Source organism: Shewanella marina JCM 15074 (assembly GCF_000614975.1).
Lineage (GTDB): Bacteria > Pseudomonadota > Gammaproteobacteria > Enterobacterales > Shewanellaceae > Shewanella > Shewanella marina.
In genome coordinates, this window is the sequence record NZ_BALM01000006.1 from 64,977 (window position 1) to 84,471 (window position 19,495).

The 19,495-nt window shown below is 39.7% G+C and carries 12 protein-coding genes, 1 pseudogene and 1 riboswitch; of the genes and pseudogenes, 3 read left to right on the forward strand and 10 right to left on the reverse strand.

Annotated features, from left to right (window positions below):
* Positions 1-128 precede the first annotated feature (128 nt).
* Both JCM15074_RS06620 and JCM15074_RS06630 read right to left on the reverse strand, forming a co-directional pair.
* On the reverse strand, positions 129-575 hold the full coding sequence (locus JCM15074_RS06620) for a hypothetical protein (protein ID WP_025820506.1): 447 nt from the start codon (positions 573-575) through the stop codon (positions 129-131).
* 537 nt (positions 576-1,112) lie between these two features.
* Complete coding sequence (locus tag JCM15074_RS06630; protein ID WP_025820508.1) at positions 1,113-2,105, reverse strand: class 1 fructose-bisphosphatase; 993 nt, start codon at positions 2,103-2,105, stop codon at positions 1,113-1,115.
* A 154-nt stretch (positions 2,106-2,259) separates the two neighbouring features.
* Here JCM15074_RS06630 and JCM15074_RS06635 point away from each other — a divergent pair, with 154 nt between their 5' ends.
* Positions 2,260-4,491, forward strand: coding sequence for a S9 family peptidase (locus JCM15074_RS06635; RefSeq protein WP_025820509.1), 2,232 nt, complete (start codon positions 2,260-2,262; stop codon positions 4,489-4,491).
* Between the two features lie 54 nt (positions 4,492-4,545).
* On the opposite strand, the gene arcA is transcribed toward JCM15074_RS06635, so the two are convergent.
* A complete protein-coding gene (gene arcA, locus JCM15074_RS06640) occupies positions 4,546-5,262 on the reverse strand; it encodes a two-component system response regulator ArcA (RefSeq protein ID WP_025820510.1) in 717 nt (238 codons plus the stop codon).
* Positions 5,263-6,057: 795 nt separating this feature from the next.
* A riboswitch (Lysine riboswitch) is annotated at positions 6,058-6,230 on the forward strand.
* Positions 6,231-6,356: 126 nt separating this feature from the next.
* Between arcA and lysC the strand changes: the two genes are divergently transcribed.
* Positions 6,357-7,721, forward strand: a complete 1,365-nt coding sequence (gene lysC, locus JCM15074_RS06645) for a lysine-sensitive aspartokinase 3 (protein WP_025820511.1) — start codon at positions 6,357-6,359, stop codon at positions 7,719-7,721.
* A pseudogene (locus JCM15074_RS21275) lies at positions 7,715-8,826 on the forward strand (succinylglutamate desuccinylase/aspartoacylase family protein). The gene lysC and the pseudogene JCM15074_RS21275 overlap by 7 nt, the downstream one beginning before the upstream one ends.
* Before the next feature lie 79 nt (positions 8,827-8,905).
* On the opposite strand, the gene JCM15074_RS06655 reads toward JCM15074_RS21275, so the two are convergent.
* The 7 genes from JCM15074_RS06655 to JCM15074_RS06685 form a co-directional block, all read right to left on the reverse strand.
* The gene (locus JCM15074_RS06655; protein ID WP_025820512.1) at positions 8,906-12,703 is read right to left on the reverse strand and encodes a S8 family serine peptidase; all 3,798 of its coding nucleotides are present in this window, start codon (positions 12,701-12,703) and stop codon (positions 8,906-8,908) included.
* A 351-nt stretch (positions 12,704-13,054) separates the two neighbouring features.
* On the reverse strand, positions 13,055-16,777 hold the full coding sequence (locus JCM15074_RS21280; RefSeq protein ID WP_084266970.1) for a S8 family serine peptidase: 3,723 nt from the start codon (positions 16,775-16,777) through the stop codon (positions 13,055-13,057).
* Positions 16,778-16,877: 100 nt separating this feature from the next.
* Positions 16,878-17,339, reverse strand: coding sequence for a transcriptional regulator AsnC (gene asnC, locus JCM15074_RS06665; protein WP_025820513.1), 462 nt, complete (start codon positions 17,337-17,339; stop codon positions 16,878-16,880).
* 50 nt (positions 17,340-17,389) lie between these two features.
* Complete coding sequence (rluA, locus tag JCM15074_RS06670) at positions 17,390-18,067, reverse strand: bifunctional tRNA pseudouridine(32) synthase/23S rRNA pseudouridine(746) synthase RluA (RefSeq protein WP_025820514.1); 678 nt, start codon at positions 18,065-18,067, stop codon at positions 17,390-17,392.
* 133 nt (positions 18,068-18,200) lie between these two features.
* Positions 18,201-18,488 (reverse strand): hypothetical protein, encoded by a 288-nt coding sequence (locus JCM15074_RS06675; protein WP_025820515.1) that lies wholly within the window; start codon positions 18,486-18,488, stop codon positions 18,201-18,203.
* A 63-nt stretch (positions 18,489-18,551) separates the two neighbouring features.
* On the reverse strand, positions 18,552-19,055 hold the full coding sequence (locus JCM15074_RS06680) for a class I SAM-dependent methyltransferase (protein ID WP_025820516.1): 504 nt from the start codon (positions 19,053-19,055) through the stop codon (positions 18,552-18,554).
* Complete coding sequence (locus JCM15074_RS06685; protein ID WP_025820517.1) at positions 19,052-19,462, reverse strand: hypothetical protein; 411 nt, start codon at positions 19,460-19,462, stop codon at positions 19,052-19,054. Before JCM15074_RS06685 ends, JCM15074_RS06680 begins: the two co-directional genes overlap by 4 nt.
* Positions 19,463-19,495: the final 33 nt, after the last annotated feature.

Here is a 19,495-nt window from a genome sequence, read left to right on the forward strand (position 1 = left end):
ATCTTGACCTAGGTAACTTATTTGTCATCATTATAGCCATAAATAGTTAAAAGTTATTAAATTAAACAAGAATTAATATGAGATCTAGGCTGACTAGAATTGGTCTTAATTATGAATGAAATGTAACGCTAGTCAGCTGCGCAATATGTATTGACGTTCTCTAATTGTTCAGCTAATCCAAATAATGGTTGTTGGCTACTAACACTGTCATTTGAACGATATGAGATCACCTCTAATAGGGTATCTGGCATACGCGCTAATTTAATTAGTTGCAGTATTTCTTTATTGACTAAATTAGCATGAAAAGTGTTAACAGTGCTGCGTCCTTTAATTTTTAATTGCTGATTTTTATTGGATACTATCAATAGACTTTGATCTCTGTGATAAGCATAAACGCGAGCCATTCTAATTTTTACCGTGAGTATTTTATTTGCACAGTTAGCTATTACTTTTACGTCAAGTAGTTTTGATGTTTGAAAAGGTTGTGATGATTTATGTATTTCTTGCTGTGAGTTTTTATTTAGTATTTGATTGTCGTGATAGTCATTGAACATCGCTATAGTAGATGTAAACATTAATACTTCCCTCATAAGTATTGGGATGAGTAAGACTTATTAACAGGGATATTTTACGTGATATTTTGATTAGGGAAGAATCTAAAATGTGCACAACTTAATCTGTTGGGTGACAGCTTGGAAAGAAAAGTATGCAGCAGGCGAGTATTATACCAATTTGATTAAAGATGTGATCTATTCAGAGCTTGTCAGCCTTTTCAGTTCTAGGCGCATTGATGCAGTAATGGCTATTCCCTTTCAAATCAATGCAACATCGAAATGGAAAGGCCTGAAAAGCTCACTTCGTGCGGGTTTCAAGGCGCCGTATACTGCGTTGAACATTTTCAAAATACGACTGCATGGATGCAGAAGGTAGAGCAACGCAGGAGCTAGTTGTCGAGAATAACTATTCCATTCAAATGTCCGTAAACCACATGGATGTGGTGAATGTAAGTATTGCAGGAGCAAATACTTACCTTGTCTACAGCACCTTGAACTCCCGCTGAATGATCACCTTCTTAATCAAGTTGGTATTACCTTATCTGCCGCATAGATTGATTAAAGTGCTGGCTCTTGATCGTTATAATTTTGCTGATGGTACTCAAGGCAAGTTGCCACTTCATTAGCTGAGCCCAAAATCACCGCGACACGTTGATGAATATGCTCTGGCTCGATATCTAAAATATCTTGATAGCCAGTTGATGCTTTACCTTGTGCTTGTTCAACTAGCAATGCCATTGGGTTGGCTTCATACATTAAGCGTAGTTTGTATGGCTTGTTAGGATTTTTGTTATCAGTTGGATAGGTAAAAATACCGCCGCGACATAAGACGCGGTGAACATCGCCTACCATGGCTGCAATCCAGCGCATATTGAACGATTTTTGACGAGGCCCAATTTCACCTAATAGCAGATCGGCAATATAGGTTTGCATGGGTGCTTGCCAAAAACGTTGATTTGACATGTTAATCGCAAATTCACTGGTGTCAGTGCTAATCGTTACTTGCTCATTGGTCAATAGGTATTCATTGGTTTCAGGATTGAGAGTGAAAAATTGCACCCCATTGCCTGTGGTCAATGCCATCATGGTTGATGGACCATAAAGCATATAACCCGCTGCAACTTGATTGCGACCCGATTGTAAAAAGCTCTGTTCAGTCGCTTCACCAGCAGGCGCTGGTAATACAGAAAAAATAGTGCCAACTAATGAGTTGATATCGATATTTGATGAGCCATCAAGTGGATCAAAGCAGACTAGATATTCACCTTGTGGATTCACAGGGACAATAAAATCTTCCTCTTCAGACGCTAACGCTTTGACATGACCATCTGCAGCTAGCGAATCTTTGAGCATATCATTAGTGATGATATCAAGTTTCTTTTGCGTTTCACCTTGAACGTTTTCACTGTCCGCAGCCCCTAATACACCCGCTAGTGCACCATGTTGTACTGCATGGCTAATCTCTTTCGAGGTATTGGCAAGTGTTAAAATTAATTGACTAAGAGATGGGCTAATTGTTTGGGCACTTAGGTATTGGGCTAAGGTTTGCATCGATGTTCCTTAAGTTCTGAAATTCAGATCCGTGCATTTATTATTGGCCGCATAATAGCATGTTAAATCGACCAATTTTAGTGGTATACCGCAATTATCTTTATGCTTGTTTTTTGGGCATAATAATCTGTAAACCATCACCCAAGGAAGAATAATGAATTGGTGTCGAATAAAATATGTATTGGCTTTAGGCTTGGCGACGTTATCAATAGATACTGTGGCAAAAACAGATTTTGGACAGCAAGCGCTAACCGTTGAACGTTTACATGGCTCACCTGCCTTAGCTGGCAGCAGTCCGCAAGGATTGCAATTATCTCCTAATGGATTATTAGTCACTTATTTAGAAGGGCGGGCTGATAACCAACATTTTTATGATTTATGGCAAATGGAAATTAAAACTGGGGTCAAACAGCGCTTAATTGATGCCAGTTTATTATCACAAGCGGAATTGTCTGATGAAGAGAAAGCGAGGCGAGAGCGGCAGCGTATATACGGCCAAGGCATTATGGAATACTTTTGGGCAGATGACAGCGAATCAATTCTGATCCCTGCCTCGGGACAGCTTTATCATTACACTTTAGCAACTGGAAAAATCAAAGCTCTGGCGATTGGCAATAAAGTCGCAACTGATGCTCGTTTTTCACCTAAAGCGAATTATGTCTCGTTTGTGAGCGAACAAAATCTGTATAGCTATCATCTCAAAACAGCAAAGTTAACCCAGTTAACCTTTGATGGTAAGGGACCTGTTAAAAATGGTATGGCAGAATTCGTCGCGCAAGAAGAGATGGATCGCATGACAGGTTATTGGTGGGCACCGGATGAGTCTGCCATTGCATTTACACAAGTTGATGAATCTCAAGTTGAGTTAGTAACCCGTAATGAAATTTATGCTGACGGTATTAAACTGACTAAGCAACGTTATCCTTATGCCGGTAAAACTAACGCGAGTATTGCATTAGGGATTGTGACTTTGGCTGACGCTGCGATTTCATGGTTGGATTTAGGAAAGCAAAAAGATTTTTATTTGCCAAGAGTGCAATGGTTACCAGATAGTCAGCAATTGAGCTATCAATGGCAAAGTCGTGACCAACAAACCTTGCATTTAGTGAAGCAAGCTCTTGATAGTGATACACCTGCTCAAACATTATTAACTGAAAGCAGTCAGGCTTGGGTTAACTTGCATAATGATCTCTATTTCTTCAAACAAAATAAGCAGTTTATTTGGGGCTCAGAGCGAGATGGATTTCATCATCTCTACTTATTTGACGGGGACGGTAAACTTGTTAGAGCTTTGACTCAAGGACAGTGGAGTGTTGATCAGCTTGAATATGTTGATGAATCATCGGGCTGGATTTACTTCACTGGACGTCAAAAAACAGTAATAGAAAAGCAGCTCTACCGGGTAAACCTGAAAGGAGGTGAGATTGAGTTATTATCACGGCGTGATGGGATGCATTCGGTGGTCTTTGCTGCTGAAAGTGCCACGTATTTAGACTATTTTAATAGCTTAACGCAGCCACCTCAAATTAGTTTGCATGATAGTGATGGTCAGCAAATTTTATGGGTATCAGAAAATAAAATCGATAAACAGCATCCATTGTATCCTTTCTGGGGATTGTGGCAGCAGCCACAATTTGGTGAGCTTAACGCGAGTGATGGACAAACATTGCATTATCGTTTGTTTAAGCCTGTCGATTTTAATCCTAAACACCGTTATCCGGTTGTGGTGCGGGTTTATGGTGGCCCTGGCGCACAGTTAGTAACCAATAGTTGGAGTAGTCATGATTATTTTACTCAATATTTGTTGCAGCAAGGCTATGTGGTTTTTCAGTTAGATAATCGTGGCAGTGCCCATCGAGGAACTCAATTCGAGCAGGTGATTTATGGTCATTTAGGCGAAGTTGAATTAGCAGACCAAAAACTGGGTGTTGATTATTTACGTCAACTTGATTTTATTGATAGTCAAAAGATCGCAATTTATGGTCATAGTTATGGTGGCTATATGGCGTTAATGGCAGCATTTAAAGCACCCGATTATTTTAGGGCTGCAATTGCAGGGGCTCCTGTAAGTGATTGGACACTTTATGATACGCATTATACTGAGCGTTATTTAGGCCATCCTGATAACAATAAAGCGGGCTATCAAGCCAGTTCGGTGATGCCTTATTTAGATAATTATCAACAGGGTTTGTTGATTTATCATGGTATGGCTGACGACAATGTATTGTTTGAAAATAGCACGCGAGTATATAAGGGCTTACAAGATAAGGCGGCATTATTTCAGATGATTGATTATCCAGGTTCAAAGCATTCTATGCGTGGTAATAAAGTGAGAACCCATCTTTATAAGTCGTTAGCTCACTTTTTAGATGCAGAGTTAAAATAATTACAGACATAAAAAAACCACTCAAATGAGTGGTTTTTTTGAAGAGTAATAATATTAGTCTTCTAAAGTACCGCAGAAACGATAGCCTTCACCGTGAATAGTCGCGATGATTTCTGGTGTATCAGGCTGGCTTTCGAAATGCTTACGGATGCGACGAATAGTTACGTCAACAGTACGGTCATGTGGCTTAAGTTCACGACCAGTCATCTTCATAAGAAGATCAGCACGGCTTAAGATTTTACCTGGGTTTTCTACAAAGTGCAGCATAGCGCGGAATTCGCTACGTGGTAGTTTGTATGACTCACCTTGTGGGCTAACAAGTGAACGACTGTTGATCTCTAAGCTCCAACCGTTGAAACGGTAGTATTCAACTGAGCTCTTCTCTTCAACTTCAACACCTGAGCTATTAACACGAGTTAATAGGTTACGCGCACGGATAGTTAGTTCGCGAGGGTTAAATGGCTTAGTGATGTAATCATCCGCACCAATTTCAAGACCCAGGATCTTATCAACTTCATTGTCACGACCAGTAAGGAAGATCAAACCAATGTTGTTAATTTCACGAAGTTCACGAGCTAATAAAAGACCGTTTTTGCCTGGTAGGTTAATGTCCATTACCACTAGGTTTACTTTGTTTTCTTGCAATGCTTTATGCATTTCAGCGCCATCATTGGCTTCAGTTACAACATAGCCTTCAGCTTCAAAAATGCTGCGTAGGGTATTACGAGTAACTGCTTCATCTTCAACGATCAGAATGTGCGGGTTTTGCATGTCATTTACCTAAAAATTGAATCAAAAAAATCTAATCATAGACGCTAAAATTGTGTAATTGATTATGAATGATTGAGCATTTGAACTGTTTAGTATGCGCATATCATTAGCAAAAGATATCGAATTACACACTACGATTAGTAAATCATGTCGGCATAAGATTGCATTAAGGGCAAATCATATGACTTTGATCACACAAGTTAAGTTTAGTTCACTAAATATTGTGTAATTTAAAAAATTTGTTTGTCGAATTTCATTTTAGAACAAAATTTATACCTATGTATCTTTAAGTTGGTTAAATTTCGTTGTCTCAGTAACATTTATTACGAGATTGTTTTAAGTAAAACTCAATTGACAATAGCGCTATTGTACTCGTTTTAGGCATTTGTTAACAAATTAAATGTTAACAAATTTTTGTTAATGTTTGATTTAAATCAACCGCAGAGGCTATCTTGTTGAAAAGTAATGTTTTTAAAAAAATTAACAATGTGATATAGATCACGTTGTTATGTGGGTATAGCAAGCTAGTTCAGCCTTTGCTATATCTGTTTTGTCTTATTGAGCTTTATGTACATGTTATGGATGGTGACATCACATGACTGTGGCAAGATTAATCATAATGTTATTTTTATGCTGTGTTTTATCAATTAAAGGATATTTTTGTAGTTTCAATCCAAATTATTGAGATTGATCTCACTTATTTTATTTAGATGTTTGTTAGATGGGTGTTATTTGTTGACATTTGTGTGCGTGTGTAGCAAATTTTTAACCCTGTATTGGATTACGTTCAACTACAGTAACAGAAGAGGAGCGCTAACTAGGTAGTAAGTCAAAGGAGCCTAATCCGTTGATGACTTATGAGGGAGATTAGCGCCGAGATAGTTAACTTGTTAGGTCGAGTTAACCGTTGGTTGTTTAGGCTGAATCCTAGCAATTGTCACCCATTTTGGTGGAGAGCTTCTGGTGCTAGATCTGTCTCCTCTTTTGGGTGTCAACTCACACCAGGCTCTTGTAACGTTTTATGTTCGGAGCATTTCAATGTTTATTTCTAATTTCTTATCGATTGCTTTAATGGCTCATATGGAGGTGTATTAATGTCTCTTGTTGTTGCTAAGTTTGGTGGGACATCCGTCGCTAATTATGCTGCGATGCAATCGTGTGCATCAATTATTGCCGCAAATCCTAATACTAAAGTGGTGGTTGTGAGTGCTTCTAGTGGCGTGACTAATTTGTTAGTTGAGCTTACTAAAGCGACAATTAATGATATCCAGCGTGATGCATTAATTAATGATATTAATGTGGTTCAACAAGATATTTTAATGCAGCTAGATGCCTCTGTAGACGTTGTAAGTGCCATTGGACAGGTACTTAACCGCATTCAACAATTAAGTGAAGCATTAGTGTTAGATCGCAGCAAGGCCATTATGGATGAGTTGTTATCTTGTGGTGAACTATGCTCATCGATTCTTTTTGCTGAGGTGCTTAAGCAAATTGGTGTTAATGCCACCGCATTTGATGTTCGCCATGTATTACGTACTGATAGTCACTTTGGTAAAGCTGAGCCTCAGATTGAGCAAATAAGTCACTTAGTAGAACAGCATTTACTTCCGCATTTAGCTACGCAATGTGTTGTAACTCAAGGTTTTGTTGGCGCAGATTGCCATGGTCAAACCACGACATTAGGCCGTGGTGGCAGTGATTATTCAGCGGCATTACTTGCTGAAGCACTGCATGCTGAAGCGGTGGAAATCTGGACCGATGTAGCCGGTATTTATAGTACTGATCCGCGTATTACCAATAATGCAAGGCCGCTAAAAGAGATTAGTTTTAATGAAGCGGCTGAAATGGCAACTTTTGGTGCAAAAGTGCTCCATCCTGCAACGATTCTCCCCGCAGTCAGGCAGCAAATTCAGGTCTTTGTTGGTTCAAGTAAGCAACCTGAATTGGGGGGGACTTGGATTCGTCATCAAGTACATAATCCTCCTGTTTTTCGTGCAGTTGCACTTAGACGTGGGCAAACATTATTAAATCTTCATAGCTTACAAATGCTTCATGCCCAAGGTTTTTTAGCACATATATTTACCACCTTGGCGCAGCATAAAATCAGCGTTGATTTAATTACCACGTCTGAAGTGAATGTCGCGCTTACGCTTGATCAAACGGGGTCAGACTCGAGTGGCCAAGGCTTATTAACCGAGGCATTGTTGCAAGAGTTATCACAACATTGCCGCGTAAGAGTTGAAGATAAATTGGCATTGGTGGCACTAATTGGTAATCAAATTGCAACAACATCAGGCCTCTGTAAGCAAGTGTTTGAGGTACTTGAACCCTATAATGTACGGATGATTTGCCAGGGGGCGAGTCCACATAATTTATGTGTATTAGTCAGTGAGAATGATGCCGCTGATGTAGTGACTAGGCTGCATGGTCAGTTGTTTGAGTTGGAGGGGAGATGTTAGCCGCTAAATCAACGGTGAAAATAGGGGAGTTAGCAACGGGGCAACCGTTAACTGTGCCAATTTATTGTTTCAAAGGGGCTTGTTCATCGGCTCCTAGCTTGTATTTGCAAGCGAATGTACATGGTGCTGAAGTACAGGGTAATGCAGTTATTTTTCAGTTGCTTAAATTATTAGAACAATGTCAGATTTTAGGTGATATTACTCTGGTGCCCTTAGCGAATCCATTAGCGATTAATCAAAAAAGTGGCGAGTTTACCTTAGGGCGTTTTGATCCTATTACGGGGAATAATTGGAATCGCGACTATGTTAATTGCACTCCTGATTTATCTGATTGGTATGCTAAACATCAAGAATTAGATGATTCCTTACTTATCACTCAGTATCGACAGCAGTTGTTAAATAGGTGCCAACAGCAATTGACGAGTGAATGGGGAATAACCAGTGGACAGCGGCAAGCATTAACACTACAAAGTATCGCTTTTCATGCTGACGTGGTATTGGATTTACATACAGGCCCCAAATCTTGTAAACATCTCTATTGCCCAGAGTATGCGCAAGCTAAAGTGAGCTTATTTAATATCGGTTGCACATTATTGATGCCAAATGAGTTTGCTGGAGCCATGGATGAAGCCATGTTTTATCCATGGTGGCAGCTAACTAAAGTCGCTGCAAGTCATGGTCGTGAGCTCCCCGTCGCGGTAGAGGCTTATACGTTAGAGCTAGGTAGCCAGGAGTTGATTGATTTAGTGGATGCGAAGCAAGATGCCTTGGCTATTTTGGCCTATTTAAGTGATAAGGCATTATTGCTGATGCTTTTAAGCCTGCGCAAATGCCACGCTATGCTTGTTTATTGCAAGATTATAAGAAATTTCATGCCCCAATTGCCGGAATGGTTGAGTATTTGGCACCATTGGGAAAACCATTAACGGCTCAGCAACCATTAGTGAATATACTTAGGCTCGATCGTTATGGTACTGATGAGGAGCTACAAACTCTGGCATTGCAGCAGGATTGTATTCCTGTGCTGCATTTTGCTTCGGCATCGGTTTATCAAGGGACTGAATTATACAAGGTGATGACGAATTACGTTGAAATACCAAGGTAATATAAAATGTCAGTATGTTGGGATAAAAGAAAAGGGAGCTTATCGCTCCCTTTATGTTATCGATTAAATATCAAAATCATTATTTAGTCTGCTTACGACGACGCCATAGTGATAATGGCAGTAGTAACAATAAGCTTAATCCACCAACGGCTGCACCGCTTTCAAATTTATGCACAATAGTGACAGTTTTAGTTGTAGTGTTTGAATTACCGTGGTTATCCGTTACGGTTAGTTCAAACGCAACATCTGTGTGATCAACAACATCAGGTAAAGCCATACTTATATCCATTGCTGTTGTATCAAAACTGAGAGATGGCCCAGCAGTTTGCTTCCAAGCATAAGTTAGTGGATCAGCATTAGGATCTGAAGAATCTGATGCTGATAGGGTGAGTGTCGTTAACTCATTTATACTGTCGGGACCCGAAATTATGGCCTCAGGGCCAGCTTCTGTTACACCGAAGTTATGAGTACTTGAAACTTCATCTTCATTCAAACTATGGTTGAGCACCATGTCATAAGATTCGCCTGCCGCTCTTGGAATTAAGTCGAATCCAACGATAGTCGCTTCTGCTGACTCACCTCCTGCAAGCGTAACAGACCAATTAACGGTATCACCTGATTGGCTACCATTGTGGGTGATATTACTTGCCTCATGGTTAGCTGGTAAGGTGGCAGATAATTTATATGCCTTATCTGTTGTGGTGAAATTAGGCTTAATATTAAATGTAACTTGAGATGCGACTCCTGGCTCCATTAATGCAGATAAGTTGGTCGAAGTTGTTACATCATTATCTGCACGGCTTAATTTGTAAGCAACTTGCTTTGTAGCACTACCATCTTCAGATGTTAGTGCCACAATACCTGATGAATTAGTTGCATCAGTCCAAGTAAAATTAATACCAAAGTTATTATTATTATGGCTAGTTGTTGCAGATAGATTGTCCGATAATGACTCTTCATTAGTTAAGATCGAAGATATCGTGACGGTGACATCGTCTGTCGCACCTTCTGCTGAAGCAGTGTAAGCATCAACAACGACAAAATATGTACCAGCAGGCAAGTTGGTGAATGTTACTGACTCATTTGAATCTGGCCCACCACTTGAACCAATTTTTTGGAAACTAGAGTTTAAGATTCTAAGATCTACATCTGGAGCCGTTTCCGATGAAGTTGCAAACACAACATTAGGTACAATTTCATCAAATGTTAATGCTCTATAATCAAAGCTTCCATCTGGAACTTGGTAAATAATAGATGCAAGCTCAGTTGATTTATCATAAACCGCTGCAGTTGGATTCGTTAGTTCTTTATCTATAAATCCTGTAAAACTAATATTACCAGCGTCACGCGATGCTGAAATATCGAAGCTATTAGGTAGGTTGCTATTATTACCTTTGACCGCTACAGGCATTTTTAAAGTACTATCATCAGCTGTTAAGCCGATATTAGCGAAGTTCCATCCCGTATCTGCGGTTGTAATATCTGCAGTGATAGTTAATTCTTGAGTTTCACCGGCTTTAAGTGAGAAGCTTTCTGGGGCAACAGATAATGTTAAGCCATCTTGTACATCTTGCGTTGTAGCAGTCCAAGTTGCATCTTTCGTGGCAGTCACTGTTCTAGTCCATGAGCAAGTATCAACACAGTTGGCATTCGCCATCGTTGGTAAGTTGATATCGCGAGGCTGACCATCAACATCAGGATTCGCTTTTTGATATCCCAAATAGCTTTCATCGAGAATTAAACCACTATCAGCTGCTGCGGCAACATTGATATAACCAGCACCCATATCAAAAAAGTCTGATGCAGTGGTGCCATCTTCTTTAAAGGTGGTTTGATCCGCAGTGAGCATCAATGCTGATTGCGCAGCCGCGGGGCTCCAGTCAGGATGAAGTTTAGCTAAAAGCGTTAATGCTCCAGCAACATGTGGACTCGCCATCGATGTGCCACTTAAGAAGCCAAAATCACTTGGATCAGGTGACTCTTTAAAGCCTTCAGGTTGATCATCTGCGTAAGCTGCAAAAATTCTGACGCCAGGAGCTGCTACATCAGGTGCAATAATATCGGGTACTGATTTATTTGGGCCCCTTGAAGTAAAGCCTGCTGCAATTTTAGCTAGAGCAGGATCTTTAATGACTTCGGTATCACCAATGGTTGCCATATGATCACTACCTGAAGCCAGCCAAGTTCTTAATGCATCACCTTGGTTCGCATCAATATGAATCGCTGGGAGTACATGGGCATCAGCTACAACGCTAGTTGCACCACCTTGTAAATTTGCAAGCACTAAACCTGCTGCTCCACCTGCTTGTACATTACGTCCTTTATCGACACGTGCTATAGCACCACGATCACATACAACAATGGTATCTGCCGCAAAAGTATCTGCTGGGAACGGTTTTAGGCATTGTTCTGGATCGCCTTCTGTATCATTTGCATTGGTAAAGTCACCAGCATAGACGAGAGATCCAGTGATGCCACCCGTCATTGCTTTACCTGTCATAGCCGCTGGAGCATCACCTTCACCACCACTAAAGCCGTTAAGTGATTTTTCAGTAAAATCTCGATCATGAGTATAGGCCGCAACGGTTGAAATCCAAGGTGCATCACCTGGAGAGCCAACAGTTTCTGGATTTGGGCCTGAATTACCCGCAGATGTTGCTACATGAATCCCCGCTTTACGTGCGGCAAGGAAAGCGAGGCTATCTGCATCATTCCAAGGGTTGCTACTGCCACCACCAATTGAATAGTTGAGGGCATCAACACCACTCGCAATAGCTTCTTCTACCGCTAAAATGGTCAGTGATGGGAAACATCCTGCAAAACGAATGGCATCATTTTCGCCGGGTAAACAAACTTGGTATGAAATAATATTGGCGTGCGGTGCAACACCTGAAACTTGTTCAAATACCACACCAGTATTGCCATTATCGACATTAGGGACGTTTTGATTAAGCAGTACATTACCTGCTGATGTTGCAGAAGTATGAGAGCCATGACCGTTATGATCTTCACCATTTTTAGGTGTACCAGGGGCTTTTTCTTCATATTCATCTGTGATAGCTGGCCAGCTATGCACACCAATTAATTTATCGTTACATAGCTCAGGAAAATCGCCTGCACAGTCACCCGTATAAGTACCTGCTCCCCAAGGATTAACGTGGTCATAGCCATCTCCACCAACATCAGCAAAAGAGGGGTGATCAGTATTAATACCTGTATCAATAATACCGACAATCATGCCTTCACCTTTAGTGGCAACACCATTGTCTGTAGTACCGTTCCAGACATCTGGTGCTTTGATGATTGCTGGCCCTGCATCAGTTGTTGGGTAGCGTAATTGCTCACGGTAAATATGTGCAATACCTGCAATTGTGGCTAGTTTTTCGGCCTGCGCTTGAGTCATTTCAATGACCATGCCGTTATAAGCAAGTGTTGTTTGTTGTTTTATGTCGACTGAACCGATTAATGCCGTTGCCTTATTAATAATGTTACTTTGGCGGTGTTGTAGATAATTCTGATAATCTTTGACTGGCTTGCTATTAATATCTAGTTTATTCGATTTGCCATTAATACTTGCAGGCATAGTCGCTTTAAACTGTTGAATGCCGCCACCGTATAAGGCTACCGGGCTTTCAATTAAGCGTACAAAATAGCGATATTTTTTTGTATTAGGTAAGTTCGCCTCTGGTGTGAATACCGCATGATTTGATAGTTTTTGTTTGCTTGGCTGTTTGTTATCAACATGCTGTATTTTATTGTTTATATTAGCTGGCTTTGATACGACGAAACTACTTGTATCAAATGGAGCCGCAAGTAAACTGCCGCTGACTCCTGAAAGTAATGCAGTCGTAACTGCAATGGCAATTTTTGTCCTCATTATTATATCCTCATAGCTAAGCCTAATACACTTCTCTACTTAGATGAAAAACTACAACTAGTTACAATGTAACTATATGATCATAAAAGAATTGTAAAGTTATACGGTAAGTTAGCATTCCTTGTTTGATGATTATGCCATTAATCAAAATGGCTAATAAATTTAGTATTCTTGCTGTTCATTTTTCGTTATTAATTTAGCGAGCTAAATTTGACAGCATGCTAAGTTTGTATCACATAAAAATCTTTAGGTTAATAGTATGTTGCAAAATAAACTGTATTTATATGGAATAACCTATAAAAAAAGAGCTGTTAAGCTCTTTTTTATGATGTCAAACAGTGCTGACTATTTTTAGATAAGTCTTGTTTGGCGGTAACGATGTATTGAAATTACCGACAGTAATAATGCTAACCAACCTAATGCTCCGCCTGATGATTCCTCCTCTGGAGGTGTAGTTGCTGGGCTAATTTGAATAATACTGGTGCGAGTTCTACTGGTTAATTTGCCATCAGATGCAAAAACTGAAAATGCTAAGGCATCATTACTACTCACTGTTGGCGCAATAAAACTAATTTCATCGCCGCTTTCATTAGTCTTAAATGTCACTGGTGTGCCTTTAATCTGTTGCCATTGGTAGCTTAAGGCATCAAAGTCAGCATCAGAACCTGTCGCTTTTACTACGATTTGTTGACCACTGATCCCTGCAGGGCTGGTAACTTTGATCACTGGCGCAGTATTAATGATATTAATTGTAATGGTGGCAATATCTGATTCCTTGTCATAATAGTCAGTTGCACTGACTTTGAGTTGCATATTTTCAGTTTGCTGATCTATCACTGCATTGTTTGCAAGTTTGATTTGGCCACTTTGCTCAATCACAATGAGTGGGTTTGATTGTAAAATATTAAGTTTAGCAATGGGACTGGCAACATAGTCTGGATCATGCATATTAAGTTGACCAATGACGGTACCTGCATCAGTGCCTTTTTCTAAGTTTATTGTCGTTGATGTAATGGTTGGCGCTACATTATCTTCAGCATCAAAATTGGCGGTTAATGATAATGCCCCATCTTTAGATAACATTATAAAGTTATGCAATTGACCATTATTGCGATCAATCTGCGCTGTTTCCCCCGGTGCTAAAGAGGTGACTTGATTGCCTTGTTCATCGGTTAGATTAACTAAACTCTGATTGGGTGTTAACCGTAATTTAGTGGTTATGGTGTCAGCACCTTTGGTCGCTTCAAAAGCAAAGTCTGACTCTTCGACACGGTAGCGAACATTTATCTCTGTATCTACAGCAGTTTTATCTAATGGTAAGTCGGATAAACAAGCTGACGTGGTTATAAAGTCATTACCTGTAACATGATAAGCAGGGGTAAGTTTACCTGATGGCGTGGCATTATATTGATGTACTAATCCAGACAGGGTATTAGGATTATTACTGTCATACCAGTTGTAGTTTACGGTACTAATGCTGTAATCCCAGTTGCCATCATTATCGAGGTCTAAATCAGTATGATAACTGGCAACAAAAGGATGTAAGATCGGATCTCGCATTTGGAATGTGGTTGCTAAGCGTAAACCAATATCGCCGCAATTATTATCAGTTTCTATTTCAGCTGCGACGTTAATAAGGTCGTGTCTTCTCTCTTTATCAATAGGGCTTGATGCAGTTAAGGGGGCTAAAATAGGTTCACTAATATTAATCGTACTGGAATTGGTTAATTGGTAAGCTAATGTTGAGTTATCTTTACTAATGCCTACATCTACACTTGCTACTGCTTTAGGCAGTATGTGATAGACCATGTGCAAAATAGTATCGTTATTTTGTTTAAACTCAATCGCACCATCATATTCTAATAGGGTTAACCGACGTGATGCGAGTTCAGGTGATGTGGTTAATAGATCTGATGACGATAATTGCCATTTGGGGAGTTTACTTGGATCAATATGTAGAGTGGCTGCAAACTCGAGGGTGCTGTTGGCTGCGATGGTGATTGATGATGGTAATTTAAATGAGATGGCCTGTGTGTCCTCATCATTTTGATAGCGAGGAGCAACATTGAGCTGGAAGGTTTGCTCGCTGTTAGAAAAGTTTTTAACACGTATTATTTTTTCATAACTACTTGGTTCTGATAGTGTCACTAGACCATAAGCTAATGCTGCTTGCTTCGTTTTTTTAGTCCAAGCAATTACATTTAGTTGACTCGCTTTTTTAACATCAATTAATCCCGCACCAATATAGCTAATCGGTGCCAGTGGTGCGTTAATATCAACCGTTGTAGCTTTTGTGGTGACGTTTAAATTGGCGCTATTCATCAGCATTGCCTTAACTTCAAACGCATTTCTATCTGGGTATAACTCTTTGATTAAGGCCACTGCTCCTGTCACGATGGGTGCTGAGAATGAGGTGCCACTGACTGGAGTTAAGGCATTCCCCGTACCCGGCTCAGCCGTTAATATTTTAGATCCAGGAGCGGTAATTTCTGGTTTTAATGTGCCTGCAATGCTCGGGCCTCGGGAAGTAAAAGAGGTAATTGCACCTGCGTTAAGCACTTCTTTTGCTGTAATTGAATAGGTAAGCTGATTATTACTTATTTGTTGCTTTAATTGGGCACCATCTTCTTTCGAGATTGCAATTGCGGGAATGCTAATGTTATTGCTTGAACCCGTCATGCTTTGTGGACCTTGATTGGCTTGTTTATTCGCTATAATGACCAATTTTGCACCGAGCTTTTGGGCATTGAGCACTTTATCTGTATAACTACAAGTACCTCTATCAAGTAGTACAGCCTTGCCTGTAAAATCAGTATCTGGACTGTAAACAGCGCAACCCAAAGCGTTTTGAGCCGGGTGAACTAATGCAGTCGTTGTTTGATTAAATTCAAATTGGTTGCTCTGATTAAATTCAGCTGCAATCACTTCCATTGGCTGGTTAGCCATAGTGGCAGTAATATTTGATACAGGGGCACTTGGATGGGTCATCGCACCGACAGATAATGCGCTGTTATTGGTACTTGGTCCGCCGACAATAAAGGGGACTGGGCCATCATTACCCGCCGATACTACAATATTAATACCGAGCTTTGTCATGGCTGTGATCATGGTTTGTACTGCACTGCCTTCAATATCACCAAAGTCACGGCCAATAGACATATTGATTGTTGATACGCGATCACTGGTATCGTCATCGCCATTAGGATCCATTGCTGTTTCTAGTGCTTTGATTTGAGCGACACCATTACAGACGGTTTTCTCACATACTTTATAGGCATAGATTTCAGCTTTAGGAGCAATAGCTAACACGGCATGGGTAACATGGGTACCATGTTTAGTTTTATCTGCGTTAGTGTCATCGTTGAGCGAATGGTCATTAATTGGGTTTGGATTATTATTGATAAAGTCATAACCGCCGATGATTCGACCTTGTGGCCAATCAGGTTGGCTATCATGATTATCAATGGCATATTGATAATCATGGGCTAAACCACTGCCTCCTAAAGCATTATGGGTATAATCAAGGCCTGTATCTAAGACTGCAATCGTTTGTCCTTCACCTGTTGCAATACCTTGCGATGTGAGCTGTTTGGCATTGATGTAGTCTGCACTGTCATTGGCTTCTAGTTGGTAATCATAAATAGGTAAAATTTCATGAATATGAGCGCTTCGAGTGAGTGTTTTGAGTGCATCAATTGTGCCGGTGACTATGATGCCATTAACTAAATTAGAGGTGGTTTCAATAATATTAATTGATTGATGGTTTGCTAATATTTGTTGGCTAATCTGTGCTTGTGAATCGGTTATTTGCTGTTTGATGAGGCTATGTGGCAGGCGTTGTTTTTGTAATTCTATAATTGAAGGTGTCGTTAACTTGATTAACCAAGCTGATGGTGGTTTTAGTTGCGGTGTTAATTCAACTTGATGTTTGGGGAAATGCTGTTCCTCAATACCGGTAAGGTTATATTTATTCGGCGTAGCGATACTGATGCTGACGTTAGTAACGCAGCCATTACTGCTAAATTGGTTATTGTTTTCACAGAGAATCCCTTCTATATCGTGAAATAACGGTATGTTTAATGTTGCTTTATTTTATTAACCCTTTGGCTTAACGCCTTAATTATCAATATTTATCATAAAAATGATTTAGCGAGTACTACTCTTTATGCCTATATTACGGCTTAACCATTCTAACAATCGGATTTTGTAAGCTGATTAATGTTTCGGTTGATTGAATTTCATCGATAGACTGAATACGGTTAATCAATACATGTTGTAGTCCATCAATGGACTGGCACATCACTTTGACAAATACGCTGTAATTACCCGTAGTGTAATAGGCTTCAACAACTTCTTCTAAGGCGTTAAGTTTAGCGATTGCAGAGGGGTAATCACCTGCGCTTTTCAAATTAATACCGATAAAACAGCAAACATCATATCCAAGTGCTTTGGGATCAACGGTAATTTGTGCTCCAGTGATAATTCCCGCTTGTTTCATTTTTTCGACACGCACATGAATTGTACCCGCGCTAACGCCAAAACGTTTGGCTAACTCAGCAAATGGGGTTCTAGCATCGTGCATTAAAGCGGTTAGAATTTGATTATCCAGTGGGTCGCGTTGAAACGAAGTATCCATAATTTGCTCTTATTTTATATTTTATAATCGTATTAAAACTACTAAGATTCTTACTGTTCGTCTATAGCTTGAATAAAAGGTACATCACAGTTAAAGGTCATCAATTCATTTGAATAGGGATGTTTGATGGTGAGTTCTGCTGCATGTAATAGCAAACGAGGTGCTAATCTTTTGGCTAAGGGATCGGCATAAAAACCATCACCAAGAATAGGATGGCCCAATGCCATCATATGCACTCTCAATTGATGTGAACGCCCAGTAATTGGGGTTAATTTTACCAATGTAGAACGCTTGCCTTTGCTGATCACTTCATAATGTGTCAGAGATGGCTTACCTATTTTATGGTCAACTTTCTGCTTTGGTCGATTCGGCCAGTCACAGATTAAGGGAAGATCGACACTGCCGCAGGCCTCTTTAACATAACCTGCCACTCTCGCATAGTATGTCTTATGAGTTTCTCGATCTCTAAATTGACGCTTTAACTCACGCTCAGCACTACGTCTTAAGGCCACAACAATAATGCCTGAGGTCGCCATATCTAAACGGTGTACAATTTGAGCATTGGGATAGTCGGCTAATACGCGATTAAAAATACTGTCGCTATGGGCGGGATCTCGTCCGGGTACTGAGAGTAAACCTGATGGTTTATTAACCACTACGATATCTTTATCTTGATAGATAATATCTAACCAAGGTGTCGTTGGTGGATTATAAACAAAATCAGACATATTAAGTGCTCATGAGTCAAAGTGGCGGCAAAGATACTCTGAGTGTAAATACTATGCAAGTGCACGAGCATCAAACCTTTGCAAGAAGTCGGATTACGTCTTAAAAGCCACCATTTTAATCTTGATAATAAGTTTAAATGCTTTGGCCATTGCTGAACATAATGGCAAAAGTCCAAACAACAAAAGAAAGTAGGCCATGAATTAAGCCAAAGAACGCCATATCGAATCTTTTAAAGCCATGGCTTATGATGATTAAATAGAGGTGACTTAATATCACTAATGGGAAAAGTAGTAATAGCGGATAAAGTTGAATTAAGCTGCCTTGATGAAATAAAAATTGACCACAGAGTACCCATATTACCATCAAACTTGTTATCGTCGGCGGTATCGCGATTGAGTTGAAGTAGCGATAATCTAGCATAATTCTCCTATTTATCTTTAATGTCTAAAGTTAAGTCGTTAAAGTTACAGGGAGTCAGTCATCCTATGTCATTTTCTGAGCAATGATCTGCGCTTTAAAAGCGTTATCAAATTGTGCCTCATTATGTTTAAGTATGCTCCAATCGTCAAAAATATCGAGTAATTCATCATCTTTGAGTAAAAAATTAGGATTTCTCGGGCGGCCAATTTGAGCTTGTTTATGGGTAAATGTTTCGTAAAAAATTTTCCCTTGTGGTTTTATACTGGCTTTAATGGCGGGGAAAAGTGGACGGTGTAGGTAGTTAACCACAAACACCACATCATACTGTTCTATTGCAAGGGAAGGGACTGGTAAAGTTTCAAGATCAAGCTGTTGATAATCGCATTGCGGGTATAGTGCTAATTGTGTTTGAAATGAACATGGTTGTTTATCAATAAAGGTGACATTAGCCCCTTGTCTAGCAAGATATAATCCATTACGGCCAGAACCACAGGCTAAATCTAATACTTGTAAATTGGCTATATTATTTGGCCAATTAAATTCTGAAATTAAATTAATTGCAATCATCCTTTAACTTCCTTTTTACTTTTTATAACTTTTCTATGCCATATAGAATAATGTCTTAATCCTGATGGTCCATGTGAGACAATAACAGACAATATAACGATAAATATTAATAATTCATGTTTATATTCTGCAAGAGGAACAAATAAAGCAACGAGTACGGCTTTAAAAATAGTAAGAATTCCTTTTAATTGAATTAACCAGCGCCAATCTCTTATAACTTCCCACAATAATAATAATGATCCGGTTACCATCGCCATTACCCAATAGTCTATCCATTGAGATTGCGCCACATTAAGTAGAATGCCGCCGCCAGCACCAACAATACCTAAGATATGTAGAGCTCGTAATGTTGTTTTGCTAAGCCTTTGAAACCAAAATGTTAATTCTTCTTTAGTTGATTTGTTCATAGTCTGTTTAATAATACCAATTTTGGATATTTT

What these genes read in the sequence shown, in the direction of transcription:
- JCM15074_RS06620 (WP_025820506.1), bottom strand. Translation starts at nt 575, where the DNA reads ATGTTTACATCTACTATAGCGATGTTCAATGACTATCACGACAATCAA.
- JCM15074_RS06630 (WP_025820508.1), bottom strand. Translation starts at nt 2,105, where the DNA reads ATGCAAACCTTAGCCCAATACCTAAGTGCCCAAACAATTAGCCCATCT.
- JCM15074_RS06635 (WP_025820509.1), top strand. Translation starts at nt 2,260, where the DNA reads ATGAATTGGTGTCGAATAAAATATGTATTGGCTTTAGGCTTGGCGACG.
- arcA (WP_025820510.1), bottom strand. Translation starts at nt 5,262, where the DNA reads ATGCAAAACCCGCACATTCTGATCGTTGAAGATGAAGCAGTTACTCGT.
- lysC (WP_025820511.1), top strand. Translation starts at nt 6,357, where the DNA reads ATGTCTCTTGTTGTTGCTAAGTTTGGTGGGACATCCGTCGCTAATTAT.
- JCM15074_RS06655 (WP_025820512.1), bottom strand. Translation starts at nt 12,703, where the DNA reads ATGAGGACAAAAATTGCCATTGCAGTTACGACTGCATTACTTTCAGGA.
- asnC (WP_025820513.1), bottom strand. Translation starts at nt 17,339, where the DNA reads ATGGATACTTCGTTTCAACGCGACCCACTGGATAATCAAATTCTAACC.
- rluA (WP_025820514.1), bottom strand. Translation starts at nt 18,067, where the DNA reads ATGTCTGATTTTGTTTATAATCCACCAACGACACCTTGGTTAGATATT.
- JCM15074_RS06675 (WP_025820515.1), bottom strand. Translation starts at nt 18,488, where the DNA reads ATGCTAGATTATCGCTACTTCAACTCAATCGCGATACCGCCGACGATA.
- JCM15074_RS06680 (WP_025820516.1), bottom strand. Translation starts at nt 19,055, where the DNA reads ATGATTGCAATTAATTTAATTTCAGAATTTAATTGGCCAAATAATATA.
- JCM15074_RS06685 (WP_025820517.1), bottom strand. Translation starts at nt 19,462, where the DNA reads ATGAACAAATCAACTAAAGAAGAATTAACATTTTGGTTTCAAAGGCTT.